The organism is Pseudomonas sp. MAFF 730105 (assembly GCF_055380705.1).
This window is the reverse complement of the sequence record NZ_AP018438.1, coordinates 4,467,831-4,486,881: the sequence shown is the minus strand read 5'-3', so window position 1 is coordinate 4,486,881 and position 19,051 is coordinate 4,467,831. Positions and strand designations below refer to the sequence as shown.

Annotated in this window: 17 protein-coding genes; 14 read left to right on the top strand and 3 right to left on the bottom strand. The window is 63.6% G+C overall.

Features of this window, described 5'->3' with window-relative positions:
* Positions 1-44 precede the first annotated feature (44 nt).
* Positions 45-1,238, top strand: coding sequence for an ATP-binding protein (locus PCOSP_RS19165; protein WP_464709312.1), 1,194 nt, complete (start codon positions 45-47; stop codon positions 1,236-1,238).
* On the top strand, positions 1,178-1,507 hold the full coding sequence (locus tag PCOSP_RS19160; RefSeq protein ID WP_464709311.1) for a hypothetical protein: 330 nt from the start codon (positions 1,178-1,180) through the stop codon (positions 1,505-1,507). The genes PCOSP_RS19165 and PCOSP_RS19160 overlap by 61 nt, the downstream gene beginning before the upstream one ends.
* Here the strand turns inward: PCOSP_RS19160 and PCOSP_RS19155 are convergent.
* The gene (locus PCOSP_RS19155) at positions 1,454-4,258 is read right to left on the bottom strand and encodes an ATP-binding protein (RefSeq protein ID WP_464709310.1); all 2,805 of its coding nucleotides are present in this window, start codon (positions 4,256-4,258) and stop codon (positions 1,454-1,456) included. The two genes, PCOSP_RS19160 and PCOSP_RS19155, sit on opposite strands and share 54 nt — an antisense overlap.
* 355 nt (positions 4,259-4,613) lie before the next feature.
* Here PCOSP_RS19155 and PCOSP_RS19150 point away from each other — a divergent pair, with 355 nt between their 5' ends.
* The 7 genes from PCOSP_RS19150 to PCOSP_RS19120 all read left to right on the top strand — a co-directional run bounded on the left by PCOSP_RS19150 (position 4,614) and on the right by PCOSP_RS19120 (position 11,357).
* Positions 4,614-5,435: an alpha/beta fold hydrolase gene (locus tag PCOSP_RS19150; protein ID WP_464709309.1), complete on the top strand. Its 822-nt coding sequence runs from the start codon at positions 4,614-4,616 to the stop codon at positions 5,433-5,435.
* Positions 5,436-5,565: 130 nt separating this feature from the next.
* Positions 5,566-6,513 carry a LysR substrate-binding domain-containing protein gene (locus PCOSP_RS19145; protein ID WP_041024342.1) on the top strand — a complete coding sequence of 316 codons (948 nt, stop codon included), beginning with the start codon at positions 5,566-5,568 and terminating at the stop codon, positions 6,511-6,513.
* Positions 6,510-6,923, top strand: coding sequence for a DoxX family protein (locus PCOSP_RS19140; RefSeq protein WP_139643856.1), 414 nt, complete (start codon positions 6,510-6,512; stop codon positions 6,921-6,923). The genes PCOSP_RS19145 and PCOSP_RS19140 overlap by 4 nt, the downstream gene beginning before the upstream one ends.
* Entirely contained in the window at positions 6,916-7,542 is a 627-nt protein-coding gene (locus tag PCOSP_RS19135; RefSeq protein ID WP_464709308.1) for an antibiotic biosynthesis monooxygenase, read from the top strand. The genes PCOSP_RS19140 and PCOSP_RS19135 overlap by 8 nt, the downstream gene beginning before the upstream one ends.
* Before the next feature lie 74 nt (positions 7,543-7,616).
* Positions 7,617-9,455: an amidohydrolase gene (locus PCOSP_RS19130; RefSeq protein WP_139643851.1), complete on the top strand. Its 1,839-nt coding sequence runs from the start codon at positions 7,617-7,619 to the stop codon at positions 9,453-9,455.
* Positions 9,456-9,595: 140 nt separating this feature from the next.
* Positions 9,596-10,225, top strand: coding sequence for an isochorismate family cysteine hydrolase YcaC (gene ycaC / locus PCOSP_RS19125; RefSeq protein WP_024779330.1), 630 nt, complete (start codon positions 9,596-9,598; stop codon positions 10,223-10,225).
* Positions 10,226-10,478: 253 nt separating this feature from the next.
* Positions 10,479-11,357, top strand: coding sequence for a LysR family transcriptional regulator (locus PCOSP_RS19120; RefSeq protein ID WP_464709306.1), 879 nt, complete (start codon positions 10,479-10,481; stop codon positions 11,355-11,357).
* A 52-nt stretch (positions 11,358-11,409) separates the two neighbouring features.
* On the opposite strand, the gene PCOSP_RS19115 is transcribed toward PCOSP_RS19120, so the two are convergent.
* Both PCOSP_RS19115 and PCOSP_RS19110 read right to left on the bottom strand, forming a co-directional pair.
* Positions 11,410-11,886: a hemerythrin domain-containing protein gene (locus PCOSP_RS19115; protein ID WP_024779328.1), complete on the bottom strand. Its 477-nt coding sequence runs from the start codon at positions 11,884-11,886 to the stop codon at positions 11,410-11,412.
* Positions 11,887-12,200: 314 nt separating this feature from the next.
* Positions 12,201-13,307, bottom strand: coding sequence for an NAD(P)/FAD-dependent oxidoreductase (locus tag PCOSP_RS19110; RefSeq protein WP_464709304.1), 1,107 nt, complete (start codon positions 13,305-13,307; stop codon positions 12,201-12,203).
* Positions 13,308-13,502: 195 nt separating this feature from the next.
* Between PCOSP_RS19110 and ltnD the strand changes: the two genes are divergently transcribed.
* From ltnD to otnI, 5 genes are all read left to right on the top strand, one after another.
* The gene (gene ltnD, locus PCOSP_RS19105) at positions 13,503-14,429 is read left to right on the top strand and encodes an L-threonate dehydrogenase (protein WP_464709303.1); all 927 of its coding nucleotides are present in this window, start codon (positions 13,503-13,505) and stop codon (positions 14,427-14,429) included.
* A gap of 9 nt (positions 14,430-14,438) precedes the next feature.
* Positions 14,439-15,731, top strand: coding sequence for a 3-oxo-tetronate kinase (gene otnK, locus PCOSP_RS19100; protein ID WP_464709302.1), 1,293 nt, complete (start codon positions 14,439-14,441; stop codon positions 15,729-15,731).
* A complete protein-coding gene (gene otnC / locus PCOSP_RS19095; protein ID WP_464709301.1) occupies positions 15,728-16,366 on the top strand; it encodes a 3-oxo-tetronate 4-phosphate decarboxylase in 639 nt (212 codons plus the stop codon). Before otnK ends, otnC begins: the two co-directional genes overlap by 4 nt.
* Before the next feature lie 181 nt (positions 16,367-16,547).
* Positions 16,548-18,008: a GntT/GntP/DsdX family permease gene (locus tag PCOSP_RS19090; RefSeq protein WP_464709300.1), complete on the top strand. Its 1,461-nt coding sequence runs from the start codon at positions 16,548-16,550 to the stop codon at positions 18,006-18,008.
* Between the two features lie 11 nt (positions 18,009-18,019).
* Positions 18,020-18,802, top strand: coding sequence for a 2-oxo-tetronate isomerase (gene otnI / locus PCOSP_RS19085; protein WP_139643831.1), 783 nt, complete (start codon positions 18,020-18,022; stop codon positions 18,800-18,802).
* Positions 18,803-19,051 lie beyond the last annotated feature (249 nt).

Below are 19,051 nucleotides of genomic sequence, written 5' to 3'. Positions count from 1 at the left end.
ACCGCGACGCCATGCCCACACCGGTTCTTTGGCGCTGGATCACCATGAACAGTTTCGTCAAACCCGATACCGAACCGGCGGTGGGCTTCGGCCCGTTTGCCTTCTACCGGCAGCAGCGGCTCGTCACCCGAGATGGCGAACCCCTCAGCTTGGGCGGACGGGCGCTGGACGTTCTCCAGGTCCTGGTGGATCACGCCGGCAGCTATATCAGCAAGCAAGCGCTCATCGCCGAGGTCTGGCCGGACAATGTGGTGGAAGACATCAACCTGCGGGTGCACATTGCGGCATTGCGGCGGGCGTTCGGTGACGGGCGGGACGGCTGCCGGTACATCCTCAACGATCCGCGACGTGGCTATTGCTTTGCCGCGCCGCTGGCTTCGTCCAGAGGCGAAAAGCACAACCTGCCTGCACGGCTGAGCCCGGTGATCGGCCGCGATAAAGTGCTGGGCCGGTTGCTGGTCGAGGTGCCGCGCCAGGGCCTGACCACCGTGGTCGGCCCGGGCGGCGTTGGTAAGTCCACCGTGGTGCTGCGGGTCGCGGAGCTGTTGCTGGAACACTTTGACGACGGGGCGTGGTTCGTCGACCTGGCGGCCATCACCGAGCCTTGCCAGGTACGGGCGCGGATTGCTTGTACGCTGGGCCTGGCGCCCGAGGCCCTGGGCCGGCAACTCGAACATCGTCGGCTGCTGCTGGTGCTCGACGGCTGCGAACATCTGCTTGAGGCCTGTCGTGAACTGGCCTTGGCGTTGCGAGCGTCGGCACCGGGCGTGTCGCTGTTGTTGAGCAGTCGCGAGCCGCTGAACCTCACCGATGAGCGCGTCCTGCAACTGCCAGGCCTGACGGTGGCATCGCCCCTTGAGCCCGAGCATCAATTACTGGCATGCCCAGCGGTACAGTTGCTGGTGGAACGGGTTGGCGCCCGGCAGCAAGGTTTCAAACCCAGCGACCGCGACCTGGTGGCGATTGCGCAAATCTGCCAGCGCCTGGACGGTTTACCGCTGGCCCTGGAGCTGGCGGCAGCCCAGGTCTGTGTCTTGGGCGTGGCGGGTGTACTGGAACAACTGGACTTCGGACTGTCGCTCCTGAGCTTTGGCCGGCGCACGGCCGTGCCCCGTCACCGGAGCCTGGAGGCCTTGCTGGACTGGAGTTTCGAGCGTTTGAGCCCCCCGAGCGGGTGGTGTTCCAGCGCCTCGCGGTGTTCGACCGGCCTTTTACCGCCAAGGCGGCCATTGCGGTGATCAGTTGTCCGGAACTGGGTGTCGGGCAGTTGCCCTGGCTGCTGTCACGGCTGGCCCAGCAGTCTCTGTTGAGAGTCGAACCCTGCGCCAATGGGGTGCGTTTCCACTGGCTCCACACCACGCGTGCCTATGCCGTGGAAAAGCTGCGGCGCAGTGGCCAATGGCATTTGTATCATCGGCGTCATGCGCTGCAGAACGCATGGAAGCCTGTCCATTCAAGTCTCGCACCGTTGAGACAACGTCTGGAGCAGCGCGTCGGCCTCCACTAGGTCTGGGGTATCGAAGCCTTCGGTGAAGCGTCGATAGATCGGCTCGAGCAATTCTTGTGCGGCCCGTTCCCGGCCCTGGCGTTGCCATAGTCGCGCCAGGGTCGTGGTGCTGCGCAGCTCCCAGGCCAGGGCACCCTGACCGCGGGCCACGCCCAGGGCGGTCACCAGCTGTTCTTCGGCGCGCTCGTCGAGGGTCGGGTCGTTGCGTGCCAACAAGGCCTGCGCCCCGGCCCGCAGGATCTCGGCTGTGCACCAGCCCGCGGCGCCGCTATGGGCGCGATCGAGTTGCTCGGCGCTGACCTGATCGGCACGCAGGGTCACGACAATGTCCTGGATCAGACCGTTGACCGGATTCGCCTCGAGGGGCGCGTCATTGAACGCAGCATCGTAGTGGCGGGCCCAGCTATGAAACAGCATCACCGAATGTTTGTTGGCCTGGTGTCGCAACAGATCGAGCCTTTCCCGCGCGACTGAATGATCGCCGTTGTAGCGTGCAATCACGCAACCGGCCAGCGCGAGGGTGTAGCAGATCGAGGTGCCGTGATTGATCTGCAAGGCAATTTGCAGGGCGAGATTGGCGGCCCGCCGGGCTTTTTCGGCAAAGCCTTGTAGCCAGAGTACGCGTGCCAGGGTGGTCAGCGACGCTACGCTCTGGTCGTATTGCACGCCGAAGCCGTGGGTGAAGCGGCTGAGGTGGCCGCTCTGGGCCAGGCGCTGGATGACCTGTTCGGCATCTTGTCGGGCCGCGCCCTGGTCGCCGGCAAAGTGCAGCGCCAGCACCCGCAGGCGTTGGGCGCTCAAAGACAGGAGCGGATCGCCCAGGGTGCCCAGCCGGTCGAAGTCCTGGCTTTGTTCCAGCGCCTGCTGGTAATAGCCGCAACTGAGGTTGACCGCCATGTGCCCCGACACCGCCCGGAGCTCGCCGGCGCGGTTCTGGCATTGTTGCGCCAGCTGCCGGGCGGTGACGAAGGCGCGGATCGTGGCCGGCGTACCGCCCTCGGTGTGGTAGTTGAAACTGGCGTGGGCCAATTCCAAAGCGAGGCTCAGCCTGGGGCATGGCGACGGGGCGGCCCGCAGTAATTGCAGCGCCTTATTGACGTAAAGCCCATGCTCCCTGAGCAATGACAGCTCCTGCCAGAGGGGCAGGGTGCTGGCGGTCAAGCGGATGGCCACCTGATGGGAACCGTGCGGGCCCAACCCGCGATCGAGGGCCGCGCGGATGTCATCGCGATAGGCGGCGTAGCGCGCGATCCACACTGGCGTGGCGGTGTTTTCCCAATCCTGCTCGGCTTGCTCCATCAGGGCCAGGCAGCGCTCGGCATGGCGTTCCTGGCTGGCTGCCAGTTCGCCGGCTTCGACCAGTTTTTCCAGGGCATAACTGCGGGTGGTGTCCAGCAGGCGATAGCGCACCTCTTCATCGCCGACTTCGACGTTGAGCAGGGATTTGGCCACCAGTTGGCTGATCGACACCAGCACCTGGTCGGGCGCGACATGTGGTCCGATGATCACCGCGGCTGCCGACGTCAGGTTGAAGCTGCCCATGAACGTTGACAACCGTCGCAGGCAGATCTGCTCGCACACGGTGAGCAGTGCGAAGCTCCAATCCAGCGTAGCGCGCAGGGTTTGCTGGCGCGGCGCAACGTCGCTGTCGTTGTGGAGCTGGGCGACGCTGCCTTGCAGTTGTCGGTGAAGCGCTTCCAGCCCGAAGCGGCCCACTTGCGCGGCGGCCAGTTCGATGGCCAGGGGAATCCCGTCCAGTCGCTGGCAGATGTCTGCCACCAAGGGCACCTCGCGGTCGGTCAGCTCGAAGTCGTCCTGGCTGGCCATCGCTCGCTCGGCGAACAGTTGCAGGGCCGGGTATTCGAGGGCCGGGTAGCCTTCGATGGGGATCTCCCGGGGCGGGCAGGCCAGGGCGTCCAGGCGCTGTACGTGTTCGCCCTCGGCGCGCAGGCCTTCACGGCTGGTCGCCAGGATATGCAGGTGCGGGGCACCGCGCAGCAGGGTTTCGCAGAGCTGGGCGATGGCGTCGATCAGGTGTTCGCAATTATCGATCACCAGCAATAGATGTCGGTCCTTGAGCTGTCGCGCGATGGTCGCCAGCGGATCGCTGTCCGGCTGTGGCAGATCCAGCAGCGCGCACAGCTCCGGCATGATCGAGGCCGGCTCGTTGAGCAATGACAGGTCTAGCAGATAAGTGCCGTCGCGGTAGTGATCGATCAGCCGCTCGGCGACCCGCAGGGCCACAGTGGTCTTGCCGATGCCACCGGTCCCGACCAGGGTGATGAAGCGTTTGCGCGGCAGGTGGGTCACCAGGCTTTCCAACACCGCCTGGCGGCCGATCATCCGGTTGCGACGGGGTGGCAGGTTGTGGGTCGGTGATGCAGGCGCAATATCCGCCATGGGGGCGAGGGGCGCGGTCGACACCGGCGCGACAAAACTGTAGCCGCGCTGGGCCACGGTGACGATGTAACGCTGCCCGGCCTGGCCATCCCCCAGCGCCTTGCGCAATGCCGCGACATGCACTCGCAGGTTGGTGTCTTCCACGACACTCCTGGGCCAGACACGGGCGATCAGCTGTTGCTTGCTCACCACCTCTCCGGCGTGCTCGAGCAGCACCAGCAGGATCTCTACCGCCCGTCGCCCAAGGCGCAACGGCTGCCCGCCCTCCAGCACCAGGCGCTGGCGAGGATGGACGTGGTAAGGGCCGAAATGCACGGTCTGTTCGACGGGCAGGGCGCTGGGGTGGTTCATCGTGTTCTCAACGTCTGGTCTGGTGCACAAGGCATATCCGAGCATATTCCTCAGGTTTGGCTTCAGGTGCAACGGTTAGAGCCTTCTCTCATAGCCCGCAGTGAGACACCCTGTGGCGAGGGGATTTATCCCCGCTGGGCTGCAAAGCGGCCCCAAACGCTTGATGTCCATTAACACTGACACACCGAGGCGTCAGTCTTGGGACTGCTTCGCAGCCCAGCGGGGATAAATCCCCTCGCCACAAAAAGCACCACAGTCCTGCCCTCAATCAAAAAAATTAACAACGTTTAACTCACGCATACACCCCCTCTGACACGACCATGGAGACCTCCACCCCTCTCAAGGAAGTCATGTCATGAGCACCTTCATCACCCGCGACGGCACCGAGATCTACTACAAGGATTGGGGCAGTGGTCAGCCGGTTGTCTTCAGTCATGGCTGGCCGTTGAGCTCGGACAGTTGGGAGGCGCAGATGATGTTCCTGGCGTCCAACGGTTACCGGGTGATCGCCCACGACCGTCGTGGGCATGGGCGCTCCAGCCAGCCTTGGGACGGCAATGACATGAACACCTACGCCGATGACCTGGCCGAGCTGATCGAGCGGCTGGACCTGAAGGACGCCGTACTGCTCGGTTTCTCGACCGGCGGTGGTGAAGTGGCACGCTATATCGGCCGTCATGGCGCCGCTCGCGTCGCCAAGCTCGGGCTGATCTCGGCAGTGACGCCGTTGATGCTCAGGACCCCGGTCAACCCGGGCGGCCTGCCCATCGAAGTGTTCGACGGTTTCCGCCAGGCCTCCCTGGCCGACCGTTCTCAGCTATACAAGGATGTGGCCAGCGCGTTTTTCGGCGCCAACCGTCCGGGTGCCAAGGTGTCCCAAGGCATGATCGACTGGTTCTGGATGCAAGGCATGCTCGCCGGCCACAAGAACACGTACGACTGCATCAAGGCGTTCTCGGAGACTGATCTTTCCGAAGACCTGCGCAACATCGACGTGCCGACCCTCGTGGTCCATGGCGATGACGACCAGGTGGTCCCCATCGAAGCCGCCGGCATTGCAGCCGCCAAACTGCTCAAGCACTCGCAACTGCTGGTCTACCCCGGCGCGCCCCACGGCTTGACCGACACCCACAAGGATCGACTGAACGCCGACCTGCTGGCGTTCATCCGAGGCTGATCGAGCATAGAACCTGTGGGAGCGAGCCTGCTCGCGATAGCGGTGGGTCAGCTTGTGACGACGTCGGATGTGTCGACGCTTCGCGAGCAGGCTCGCTCCCACAGGATGGTATTCCACAGGATCCTAATCGATGAATCGCAACGATTTACGCCGTCTTGACATGAACCTGCTGGTGATCTTCGAGGCGTTGATGTTCGAGAAGAACCTGACCCGCGTCGCTGAAAAGCTGTTCATGGGCCAGCCTGCCGTGAGCGCGGCGCTGGGGCGGTTGCGGGATCTGTTCGATGATCCGCTGCTGATCCGCCACGGTCGCGGCATGGAGCCGACGCCTCGGGCCATGGCGATCCTGCGTGAGCTGCAACCGGCCATGGACACGATTTCCGGCGCGGTCAGCCGGGCCAAGGCGTTCGATCCGTCCACCAGTTGCGACGTGTTTCGCATCGGCCTGTCGGACGACGCCGAGTTCGGCCTGTTCCCGCCGTTGCTGAGCCAACTGCGCGAAGAAGCGCCGGGCATCATCGTGGTGGTGCGCCGGGCCAATTACCTGCTGATGTCGTCGTTGCTGGGCAGCGGGGAAATCAGCGTCGGGGTCAGCTACACCACCGATCTGCCGGCCAACGCCAAGCGCAAGAAACTGCGGGACATCCCCTGCAAGGTCTTGCGCGGCGACAAGCGTCCGGGCCCGCTGACCCTGGACGAGTACTGCGCGCGTCCCCACGCCATGGTGTCGTTCTCGGGGGACCTGAGCGGCAACATCGACCTGGACCTGGCGCGTATTGGCCGGACCCGCAAAGTGGTGTTGGGCGTCCCGCAGTTCAGTGGCTTGCGGGCGTTGTTGGCCGGCACCGAACTGATCGCTACCGTGCCCGACTACGCGGCCTGCGCGCTGGTGGAAGGCTGCGCGTTGCGGGCCGAGGATCCACCGTTCGAGATCAACGCGGCCGAGCTGTCGATGGTCTGGAGTGGCGTGCATGACAACGACCCGGCCGAGCGCTGGCTGCGCTCGCGCATTGCCACCCACATGTCCCAATCATTGCCGGCCGCTGCCTATGCGGACCCGGACGGAGCACACCGATGAACGTCACCGACGAACGTACCCTGCAGGACTGGGGACTGCTGTTCCTGCGCCTCAGTGGCGCGCTGTTTCTGCTATGGGTCCACGGGTTGCCGAAGTGGCTGCACTACAGCGACGAGCTGACCCGCATCGAAGACCCGTTTCACTTGGGGGCGAGCCTTACCCTGATGTTGGCGATCTTCGCCGAAGTGCTGTGCCCGTTGCTGATCGCAGTCGGTGTCCTGGTGCGCCTCGCGTGCCTGCCCATCCTGTTCCTGTTGGCGGTTGCGCTGTGGGTGGTTCACCCGCAATGGAGCCTCGAAGAAGGGCAGTTCGGCTGGCTGCTGCTGATCATCTTTACCACTGTGTTCATCGCCGGGCCGGGCCGCCTGGCGCTGAATGCGCGTTTTACCGGAGTGTTACGCCATGTCTGAATCTCAAGCTGTCGAGCCCACAACGGGTGCTGCCACACCTGGCTTCGACGAAATCGTGACCCTGATCGTCAAGCACCGGGTCAAGGCCGGCCAGGACGCGGCCTATGAGGCCTGGTTGCGACGCATCGTGACCGTGGCCGGCAGTTGGCCGGGACACCTGGGCGTGGATGTGGTGCGAGGCAAGCAGAGCGGGTTGTCGCTGTTCACTTGCGTGCTGCGCTTCTGTTCCACCGAGGCCATGCAGCGCTGGCTCGATTCGCCCGAGCGCCGCGAGTTGGTGGAAGAGGCCACGCCGTTGCTGGCCGATGGTGACCAGACCGAGGTCGCGTCCCACAAGGAGTTCTGGTTCGCCCCGCTGGCCGACGCCTCCACGCCGCCACCGCGCTGGAAGCAGGCCGTGGTGACGCTGTTGGTCATCCTGCCGCACACCTTGTTGGTGCCGCTGATCTGGGGGCCCGTGCTGCAACTCAACGCATTTCTTTCCAACTACGTCGTCGCCACGTTCCTGATCACCCTGACCATCGTGCTCTCGGTCTGTTACGTGTGCATGCCGCTGGCGACCCGTCTGTTCGCACCCTGGCTGCAAGCCTCGACAGCACACGAGCATTTGGAATCCTGAGCTTGTCGAGCCGTTGTGCCTAGTCACAACCAGCTCCCTAGCCACACATTTTTTGATAGTTGAAGGAGAACCCTATGAACGCCGATCTGATTCTGTTCAATGGCCAGTTCCACACCGTCGACCGGGAAAAGCCCCGGGCCAGCGCCGTGGCCATCAGCCAGGGCAAGTTCGTTGTCGTGGGCACCGACGCCGAGGCCATGGCCTTGCGTGGCGGCAGTACCCAGGTCATCGACCTCAAGGGCCGCACCGTCATCCCCGGGCTTAACGACTCGCACCTGCACCTGATCCGCGGTGGCTTGAACTACAACCTCGAACTGCGTTGGGAAGGCGTGCCGTCCCTGGCCGATGCCCTGCGCATGCTCAAGGACCAGGCCGACCGTACGCCGACGCCGCAATGGGTACGTGTGGTGGGCGGCTGGAACGAATTCCAGTTCGCCGAAAAGCGCATGCCGACCCTGGAAGAACTCAACCAGGCCGCCCCCGACACCCCGGTGTTCGTGTTGCACCTGTATGACCGCGCCTTGCTCAACCGTGCCGCGTTGCGGGTGGCCGGCTATACCCGTGACACGCCGAACCCGCCGGGCGGCGAGATCGTGCGCGACAGCAAGGGTGAACCCACCGGCATGCTGGTGGCGCGTCCCAACGCGATGATCCTCTACTCGACGTTGGCCAAGGGGCCGAAGTTGCCGCTGGAGTACCAGGTCAATTCCACTCGCCAGTTCATGCGTGAACTCAATCGCCTGGGGCTGACCAGTGCCATCGACGCCGGTGGTGGTTTCCAGAATTACCCCGACGACTACGCGGTGATCGAGCAGTTGGCCCGGGAAGAACAGTTGACGGTGCGCATCGCCTACAACCTGTTCACCCAGAAGCCCAAGGAAGAGCTCAGCGACTTCAAGAACTGGACCGGCAGCGTCAAGCTGCACCAGGGCGATGATTTCCTGCGGCACAACGGCGCCGGTGAAATGCTGGTGTTCTCGGCGGCGGATTTCGAAGACTTCCTCGAGCCGCGTCCGGACCTGCCGCCTGGCATGGAGCAGGACCTGGAGCCCGTGGTGCGGCACCTGGTGGAGCAGCGTTGGCCGTTCCGCCTGCATGCCACCTACAACGAGTCCATCAGCCGCATGCTCGACGTGTTCGAGAAGGTCAACCGTGACATCCCGTTCAACGGCCTGCCATGGTTCTTCGACCACGCCGAAACCATCACCCCGCAGAACATCGAGCGGGTCCGTGCACTGGGCGGCGGCATTGCCATCCAGGACCGCATGGCCTTCCAGGGCGAATACTTTGTCGATCGCTACGGCGCCAAGGCCGCCGAAGCGACGCCGCCGATCAAGCGCATGCTGGCCGAAGGCGTACCAGTGGGTGCCGGCACCGATGCCACCCGGGTATCGAGCTACAACCCCTGGACCTCGCTGTACTGGATGGTCAGCGGTCGCACGGTCGGTGGCCTGGCGCTGCACGAAGAAGGCCTGCCGCGCCTGACCGCGCTGGAGCTGTTCACCCATGGCAGCGCCTGGTTCTCCTCGGAGCAGGGCAAGAAGGGCCAGATCAAGGTCGGCCAGTTGGCGGACCTGGCGGCACTGAGCGCCGACTTCTTCAGCGTCGAGGAAGAAGCCATCAAGTGGATCGAGTCCGTGCTGACGGTGGTCGACGGCAAGGTGGTGTACGCCGCCGGTGACTTCGAAAAACTCGGCCCTGCCAGCGTCCCGGTGCTGCCGGACTGGTCACCGGTGGTCAAGGTGCCAGGTCACTGGCGCCCGACTTCGCCGTTGCAGGCCCAGGTTCACCAGTGCAGCGGTCCTTGCACGGTGCATTCCCATAGCCATGAGCGGGCGCGGCTGTCGAACGTCCCGGTCAGCGATTTCCAAGGCTTCTGGGGCGCGTTTGGCTGTTCCTGCTTCGCGTTCTGACAGACATCAACATCCCCCTGTGGGAGCGAGCCTGCCCGCGAAGACGTCGGCGCATCCGACACCTTCGCAACAGGCACACCGCTTCGCGAGCAGGCTCGCTCCCACAGGATTTGTAACAACCATGTATAAGGAGTCATCCCATGAGCAATGCCCCTGTCTACAACCGCCTGAACAAAGATGATGCAGTCGTCCTGCTGGTCGATCACCAGACGGGTCTGATCTCCCTGGTCCAGGACTTCTCGCCCAACGAGTTCAAGAACAACGTGCTGGCCCTGGCTGACCTGGCGAAGTTCTTCGGTCTGCCGACCATCCTGACCACCAGCTTCGAAAAAGGCCCTAACGGCCCGCTCGTGCCGGAGCTCAAGGAAATGTTCCCGGACGCGCCGTACATCCCGCGTCCAGGCCAGATCAATGCCTGGGACAACGAAGACTTCGTCAAGGCGATCAAGGCCACCGGCCGCAAGCAACTGATCATCGCTGGCGTGGTGACCGATGTCTGCGTGGCATTCCCGACCTTGTCGGCCCTGGCCGAAGGTTTCGACGTGTTCGTCGTCACCGACGCCTCGGGCACCTTCAACGAAACCGTGCAGCAGGCCTCCTGGGCTCGCATGAGCGCTGCCGGCGCGCAACTGATGAACTGGTTCTCGGTGGCTTGCGAACTGCACCGCGACTGGCGCAACGACATTGAAGGCCTGGGCAACCTGCTGTCCCAGCGCATTCCGAACTACCGCAACCTGATGAACAGCTACGCGGCGCTGACTGCCAAGTAAGCTTCAGTGGTTGTTGCTGGACGACGCCCGCCTTGTGCGGGCGTTTTGGTTTTTGGTCGACTGACAGGCCGCCATCGCGAGCAGGCTCGCTCCCACATGGGTTTTGTGGTGGACATGTCTCTTGAAACGCCCGAATCCCCTGTGGGAGCGAGCCTGCTCGCGATGGCGTCAGCCCATTCAACCCTTCCCAACCTGTCTCACCCCGACCACAATGCTCAACTGAACTCCCTCACTGTCCACCTCTGGAGTGACAATGAACCCCTTCGAAGAAATGCGCATTTTTGCCCAGGTCATGGAGTCGGGCAGCTTCACGGCGGCGGCGGACCAGTTGGGGTTGTCCAAGCAATTCGTCAGCCGCAAGCTCATGGAGCTGGAACAGCGGCTGGGGGTTCGTCTGCTCAACCGTTCGACGCGGCGGCTGGATGTCACCCCGTTGGGCCAGCGCTATTACGAGGCCGCCTTGCGTCTGCTCAACGAAATCGAGCAGGTGGAGCAGGGCATCAGCGGCCAGACCAGCGAGCCTCGCGGCACCCTTCGGCTCAGCGCACCGCTGTCTTTTGCCGTGGCGCACCTGGGCAGTCTGCTGCCGTTGTTCCTGGAGCGTTATCCGCAGGTCAGCGTCGAAGTGGACCTGAGTGACCGCTCGGTGGATTTGCTGGGGGAGGGCTACGACCTCGCGCTACGGATCGGGGTGCTGGAGGATTCGACCTTGATCGCCCGCCGCATCGCAACCATCGACCGGGTCTACTGCGCCAGCCCGTCATATCTGGCGCAACGCGGCACACCCTTGCGCCCCGAAGACCTGCGCAACCATGACTGCCTGCCCTATGGTCACAGCCGTCAGGTTCAATGGCGTTTTGGAGGAGGGGGTAAACCGCTGGTGTTGGAAGTCGCCGGGCGCATGCGCGCCAACAACGGTGATCTGCTCCGGGATGCGGCCATTGCCGGCATGGGTATTACCTATCTCCCCACCTTCATCCTCGGCGATGCGCTGAAGGACGGACGGCTGATCAAGGTCCTGGAGGGTTTCGAAACCGAGCCCCTCGCCCTGTCGGCGGTCTACCCGCAACATCGCCAGAGCGCTCCCCCGGTGCAAGCGCTGGTGGAATTTCTACGTGAGCACATGCAATGAGTGGCTGAGCTTTCAGCCGCCACCAGACGGCTGAAAGCTTGCGTGATACCAATCAGGCGGCCATATTGGCGCCGGACAGTTCCTTCTTGTACTGCGCCTTCATGGTTTCCATCTGTTCACCCAAGGCATCCAGCTTGGCTTTGCCCAGCACTTTCTTGGCTTGGGGGAACATCTCTTTTTCTTCTTCTTCGATGTGGTGCTCAAGCAGTTCCTTGACCACTTTCACCCGGCCGGCAAATTCCGGTTGGGAAGGATCGGTGGCCTTCAGGTCCGGCAGCACCAGTGAATCGACCGTGCGATGTTCTTCCTTGGCCTCGTAGTACATTTCGGCCTCGTCCTTGCCCCCCGCTTGCTTGAAGGCCGGGTACAGGATCTCTTCTTCCAGCCGGGTATGAATGGTGACTTCCATTTCCAGCTTCGCCAACAGGTCAGTACGTTTCTTGACGCCGCGTTCGGTGGATTCGCTCAGTTGAGCCAGAATACCTTTGACGCGTTCATGGTCAGCTTTCAACAGATCGATGGCGTTCATATACAGCTCCTCGGCAATTCACGGTTACGCGCCGGCTTCAAGCGCCGACGTCGCGTTAACCAAGGATTGCATCGGCCGTGCCAGCCAGGTGGCTTTATAAAGTTCTTTTAAAACAATGGGTTGAGATGGATGCCATTTTTATCATCGTGCAGGCTGCATGAAGAGGGGCCAAAGCGCCTTGCACTTTGCGTTGCCTGACCTAGAACCCCTTGTGGGAGCGAGCCTGCTCGCGATAGCGGTCGTTCAGCCAATGATGAAGTCGACTGGCCTGGCCTCATCGCGAGCAGGCTCGCTCCCACAGAGGATTTTGCAGCTCAGTCGTCGAGCAATTGCCGCACCCGCTCGGCAATCGCCAAGCAAGATGTCAGCCCTGGCGATTCGATGCCGAACAGGTTGATCAGCCCAGGTACCTGGTGCTCGGCAGCGCTACTGATGAGGAAGTCGCGGGAGGGTTCGCCGGGGGCGGAGATCTTCGGGCGGATGCCGCTGTAGGCCGGTTGCAGGCTGTGGTCGGGCAGGTCGGGCCAGTAAGTGCGAATCGCCGGGTAGAAGGTTTCGGCGCGCGCCGGATCGACCCGATAATCCTCGTGTTCGACCCATTCGATGTCAGGCCCGAAACGGGCCTGGCCCGCCAGGTCCAGGGTCATGTGGATGCCCAGCCCGGCGGCTTCCGGAGCCGGGTAGACCAGATGCCGGAAGGGCGCGCGTCCGGCAAGGCTGAAGTAATTGCCCTTGCACAAATAGTCGGGGGGCACTGTTTGCGCCGGCAGGCCCTCCATGCGACGGGCGAGGGCGGGCGCCTGGAGGCCGGCGACGTTGATCAGTCGGCGGCAGGACAGCTTCATCTGGGCCGTGCCACCCAACTCCAGCAGAAACTGCCCCGCGCCGATGCGAACCCCCAGCAACGGCGTGTGGAAGGCCAGGTTCGCGCCGGCCGCTTCGGCATCGCCTTGCAAGGCCAGCATCAAGGCATGGGAATCGACAATGCCCGTGGAAGGCGAATACAACGCGGCGACACACGCCAGCGCCGGCTCCAGGGCCAACGCCTGCTCCTGATCGAGCAGGCGCAAGTCGTCCACGCCGTTCGTCAAGCCGCGTTCCAGCAAGACCTGGAGGCCGGCCACCTGCGCCGGGTCCTTGGCGACGATCAGCTTGCCGAGCCGGCGAGTCGTCACGCCGTGGCTTTCGCAATAGGCGTACAGCCGGTGCCGACCTTCGACGCACAACCGGGCCTTGAGGCTGCCCGGAGGGTAGTAGATGCCGGCATGGATGACTTCGGAATTGCGCGAACTGGTGCCCATGCCGATGGCGCCGCCGGCTTCGATCAACAGCACCTCATGGCCGGCCTGGGCCATCTCCCGGGCCACGGCCAGACCGACGACCCCCGCACCCACCACCACGCACTCGATATCGACGCTCAAGCTCTTTGCTCCTTCAGGGCTGCGTGACGTTCAGGGTAGCCCTGCCTGGAAGACAGGTGAAGACGATGTTCATGGAAAAGAGCAATGTTAAAAAATGTTAGATTGAAAAAATACTTCACAAGATCTGTTCATTGGTGGATGATCGAAACCAACCTGTAGGACAAAGCTCGCTACAAGACCCACCAGAACGGTTCGTTGTCTTTTCCGGAGTGCCTCATGAATAACAAGAATGTCGGTGTGATTGGTCTCGGCGCGATGGGCCTGGGCATTGCCCGCTCGTTGCTGCGCGCAGGCTTCAATGTGCATGCCTGCGATGTACGTGCCGCCGTCACCGAGCAATTTGCCGGCGAGGGCGGGGTGGCCTGTGCATCACCCGCCGACATGGCGGCTCAATGCGATGTGATCATCACCGTGGTGGTGAACGCCGAGCAGACCGACACGGTGTTGTTTGGCGAGAACGGTGCCGTGCAAGCCTTGCGCGAGGGCAGCCTGGTTATCGGTTGTGCCACCGTGGCGCCGACCTTTGCCGTGGAGCTGGGCCAGCGCCTGGCGCAGACTGGCCTGCTGTACCTCGACGCGCCGATCTCCGGCGGCGCGGCCAAGGCTGCGGCTGGCGAGATGACCATGATGACCTCGGGCCCGGCGCCGGCCTACGCCAAGGCCGAAGCGGTCCTGGCGGGCATGGCGGGCAAGGTCTATCGCCTGGGCGATGTCCACGGCCTGGGTTCCAAAGTCAAAATCATCAATCAATTGCTGGCCGGCGTACACATCGCCGCCTCGGCCGAAGCCATGGCCCTGGGGCTGCGTGAAGGCGTGGATGCCGATGCGTTGTACGAAGTGATCACCCACAGCGCCGGCAACTCCTGGATGTTCGAAAACCGCGTGCCGCACATTCTCAAGGCTGACTACACGCCCCTGTCGGCGGTGGACATCTTCGTCAAGGATCTGGGTCTGGTGCTCGATACCGCCCGCGCCAGCAAATTTCCGTTGCCGTTGTCGGCCACCGCGCACCAGATGTTCATGCAGGCCTCCAGCGCCGGTTTCGGCCGGGAGGATGATTCGGCGGTGATCAAGATTTTTCCGGGCATCGACTTGCCGACCGCCAAGCCCGATTCGATCTGAGGAGCCGCCATGACCCCTTCCAACGCGCGCCCGCTGCTGGGCTGCATTGCCGACGACTTCACGGGTGCCACGGACTTGGCCAACATGCTGGTGCGCGGCGGCATGCGTACGGTGCAGAGCATCGGCATCCCCGGTGCCGAAGACGCTGAAGGCCTGGCGGCCGATGCGATCGTGATTGCCCTCAAGTCGCGGACCCTGCCTGTGGCCGAGGCCATCGATGAATCCCTCGCGGCGCTGGCCTGGCTGCGTGAACGGGGGTGCCAGCAGATTTTCTTCAAATACTGCTCGACCTTCGATTCGACCGCCGCGGGCAATATCGGCCAGGTGAGCGAAGCCCTGCTCAAGGCCCTGGGCAGTGATTTCACCCTGGCTTGCCCGGCGTTTCCGGAAAACGGCCGGACGATTTTCCGCGGCCATCTGTTCGTGCAGGACCAGTTGCTGAACGAGTCGGGCATGCAACACCACCCGTTGACGCCGATGACCGACGCCAACCTGGTGCGTGTGCTGCAAGCCCAGACCTCCCTCGAGGTTGGCCTGTTGCGCTACGACAGTGTCGCCCAGGGCGTGGATGCAGTGCGGGCGAAGATGACCGAGTTGCGCGCCCGGGGCGTCGGCATGGCCATCGCCGACGCATTGTCCGATGCGGACCTGTACACCCTCGGCGCGGCCTGCGCGGACTTGCCCTTGCTGACGGGCGGCTCCGGGCTGGCCCTGGGGCTGCCGGACAACTTCCGGCGAGCCGGCCAGTTGAGGGACTTCGATGTGTCGACGCTGCCCCAGGTTCCTGGCGGTGAAGTGGTTTTGGCTGGCAGCGCGTCAATCGCCACCAATGGACAAGTGGCCGCCTGGCTCGAGGCTGGGCGGCCGGCCTTGCGCATCGATCCCGTGGCGTTGGCGGCTGGTGAGCCGGTGGTCGCCCGAGCCCTGGCGTTTGCCCGCGACGCGGCGGACACCGTGCTGATCTATGCCACCAACAGCGCCGATGAAGTCAAGGCTGTGCAGCAACAGTTGGGCGCTGGTCGGGCCGGTGCGCTGGTGGAGAACGCCTTGGGCGAGATCGCCCGGGGTTTGCGCGAGCAAGGTGTACGGCGTTTCGTGATTGCCGGTGGCGAAACCTCCGGCGCGGTGGTCAAGGCGCTGCAGGTGACGTTGCTGCAGATCGGCGCGCAGATCGATCCGGGTGTGCCTGCCACCCTCAGCAGTGGCGCGGAACCGCTGGCCCTGGCACTCAAGTCGGGCAATTTCGGCGGTCGCGATTTCTTCGCCAAGGCCCTCGCGCAATTGGCCGGAGGCGCCCGATGAGCCCCGAAAGCGCCTTGCGTGAAGAGATCTGCGAAGTCGGCCTGAGCCTCTATCAGCGTGGCTACACCGTCGGCAGCGCTGGCAACATCAGCGCCCGGCTCGACGATGGCTGGCTGATCACGCCGACCGATGCCTGCCTGGGACGTCTCGATCCAGCGGCCATTGCCAAGGTCAATGCCGCCGGCGATTGGGTGTCCGGACACAAGCCGTCCAAGACCCTGGCGTTGCATCGCCAGGTCTACGACCGCAACCCGACGGTCGGCGGCGTGGTGCACACCCACTCCACCCATCTGGTGGCGCTGACCCTGGCCGGGGTCTGGCGGCCCGACGACATCTTGCCTCCGCTCACGCCTTATCAGGTGATGAAGGTCGGGCACATTCCGTTGATCGGCTACCAGCGTCCCGGCTCGCCCAACGTGGCCGAGCAGGTGGCGCAACTGGCCAATCGGGTTCGCGGCGTGATGCTCGAACGCCTGGGCCCGGTGGTCTGGGAAAGTACGGTGTCCCGGGCCAGCTACGCCCTGGAAGAGTTGGAAGAGACCGCGCGGCTCTGGCTGATGAGCAATCCCAGGCCCGAGCCGCTCGATCAGGCGGCACTGGATGAGCTGCGCGCTATCTTCGGCGCCGATTGGTAAGGGATCCGCCACAAGAACCAAAGCCTTGCACAGCCAGTGGCGAGGGGATTGATTCCCTCGCTACCGGTGTCGTGCGGGCTGGCTGAAAAAACAATAACAACAGGATTCACTCCATGACCCACTTCAATCGCAGTGTTTGTCGCGCAAGCGTTCTCCCGATCCTCTCCGGAGGGTCGCGCCCATGAGCCCGGTCATCCTGATGATCACGGCCGGTGCCGGGATCGCGCTGTTGCTGTTCCTGGTGCTCAAGTACAAGTTCCAACCGTTCGTGGCGCTGATGCTGGTGAGCATCCTGGTGGCGCTGGTGGCCGGGGTGAAACCGGCCGACCTGGTGGCGACCATTGAAGGCGGCATGGGCAAGACCCTCGGCCATATCGCAATCATCATCGCTCTGGGCGCGATGATCGGGCGCATCATCGAGTTGTCGGGCGGCGCCGAGGCCCTGGCGAAAACCCTGATCGAACGCTTTGGCAACCGGCGTACACCGCTGGCCCTGACCATCGCCGGTTTCATCATCGGCGTGCCGGTGTTCTTCGAGGTGGGTGTCATCATCCTCATGCCGCTGGCCTATGGCGTGGCTCGTAGTGCCCGCAAGCCGTTGCTGGTGTTCGCCTTGCCGATGTGCGCGGCGTTGCTCACGGTGCATGCGTTCCTGCCGCCGCATCCAGGGGCCGTGGCGGCGGCCAGCCAGTTGGGTGCCGACCTGGGCCGTGTGTTGATGTTCGGCCTACCGCTGACTGCCTTTCTGTGTTTTGTCGGCTATAAGGTGGCAGGGCGCATGACGCGTCGCTTCTATCCGATGACCGACGACATCCGCGCTGAAGTCTACGGCCCCCACGTCACCAACGACGACCTGGCCGCCTGGAGCAATGGCAACGGCAGGGATCCGCTGCAAGCCGCCGTTGCGGTGTCCCATATGGGACTGGAAGAGTCCACCGGCTCGCTGGTCGCCAAGCTGCCACCGGCGCCGCCACCGGGGTTCGGCCTGATTGTGGGATTGATCCTGTTGCCGATCGTGCTGATCCTGCTGGGGACGCTGTCGACCACGCTGCTGCCGGTGGAATCCACGGTTCGTGGGGTCATGACGGTGCTGGGTGCGCCGCTGGTGGCCTTGCTGATCGACACCTTGCTTTGCGCCTGGCTGTTGGGCTCACGGCGGGGCTGGAGTCGCACCCAAGTGTCCGATGTGATCGGCTCGGCGTTGCCCGGGGTGGCGATGGTGATCCTGATCGCCGGTGCCGGTGGCGTCTTTGGCAAGGTGCTGGTGGACACCGGGATCGGTGCGGTGGTGTCCGAGATGTTGCGCACCACCGGGTTGCCGGTGCTGGCGCTGGGCTTTTTGCTGACCATGCTGCTGCGCGCCGTGCAAGGTTCGACCACGGTAGCGCTGGTGACCACCGCCGGTATCATCAGTCCGTTGATCGCGACGCTCGGCCTGACCCCCAATCACCTGGCGCTGCTGTGCCTGGCCATGGGCGGTGGCGGGCTGGCGATGTCTCACATCAACGACGCCGGCTACTGGATTTTCACTAAACTGGCAGGGCTCAACGTGGCGGACGGCCTGCGCACCTGGACCGTGATCACTACGCTGCTCGGTACACTCGGTTTCGGTATCACCTTGTTGATCTGGCCTTTTGTTTAAGGAATATCGGTATGCCTCGTTTCGCAGCCAATCTCAGCATGCTCTACCCGCAACATGATTTCCTCGACCGTTTCGCGGCCGCGGCGGCCGATGGTTTCGATGCCGTGGAATACCTGTTCCCCTACGAGTACGGCCCCGAGGTGCTCAAGCAGCGGCTGGATGACCACGGCCTCGTCCAGGCGCTCTTCAACGCACCGCCCGGGGATTGGACGGCGGGGGAGCGGGGGCTGGCGACGTTGCCGGGGCGCGAGCAGGAATTTCGTCAAGGCTTCGAGCGTGCCCTGGAATACGCCGCGGTGCTCGGCAACTCGAACATTCATGTGATGGCGGGCTTGCTCCCGTCCGAAGCCGAGCGTGCCCGGCACCACGCCGTGTACCTGGAAAACCTCGCCTACGCTACGACCCAGGCGGCGAAAGCCGGGATCACGGTGTTGCTGGAGCCGATCAACACCCGGGACATGCCGGGCTTTTTCCTCAATCGTCAGGATCAGGCCCATGCCATCTGCCGGGAGGTGGGGGCGGATAACCTCAAGGTCCAGTTCGATTGCTACCACTGCCAGATCGTCGAGGGCGACCTGGCGAGCAAACTCAGGCGCGACTTCAGCGGTATCGGGCATGTCCAGATCGCCGGCGTGCCGGATCGGCATGAGCCGGACCTGGGGGAGGTTCATTATCCGTTCCTGTTCGGATTGCTGGACGAGCTGGGCTATGACGGCTGGGTCGGCTGCGAATACCGTCCCCGTGGCGATACCTCGGCCGGCCTGCAGTGGCTGCGGGACTGGAAAGCGTTCTAGGAACTGTGAGAAATGGTGGTGGGTCAGCCGGCTTTGATGTTGACTGATCCATTGCCATCGCGAGCAGGCTCGCTCCCACAGAGATTTCGGCTGTTCGCCAGATTCCCGTTCGCCATCAATCCCCCTGTGGGAGCGGGCTTGCTCGCGAAAGCGGTGGGTCAGCTTGCATCAATCTATTTGTGCCACCGCCATCGCGAGCAAGCCCGGCTCCCACACTGATTTCGGCTGTTCGCCAGATTCCCGTTCGCC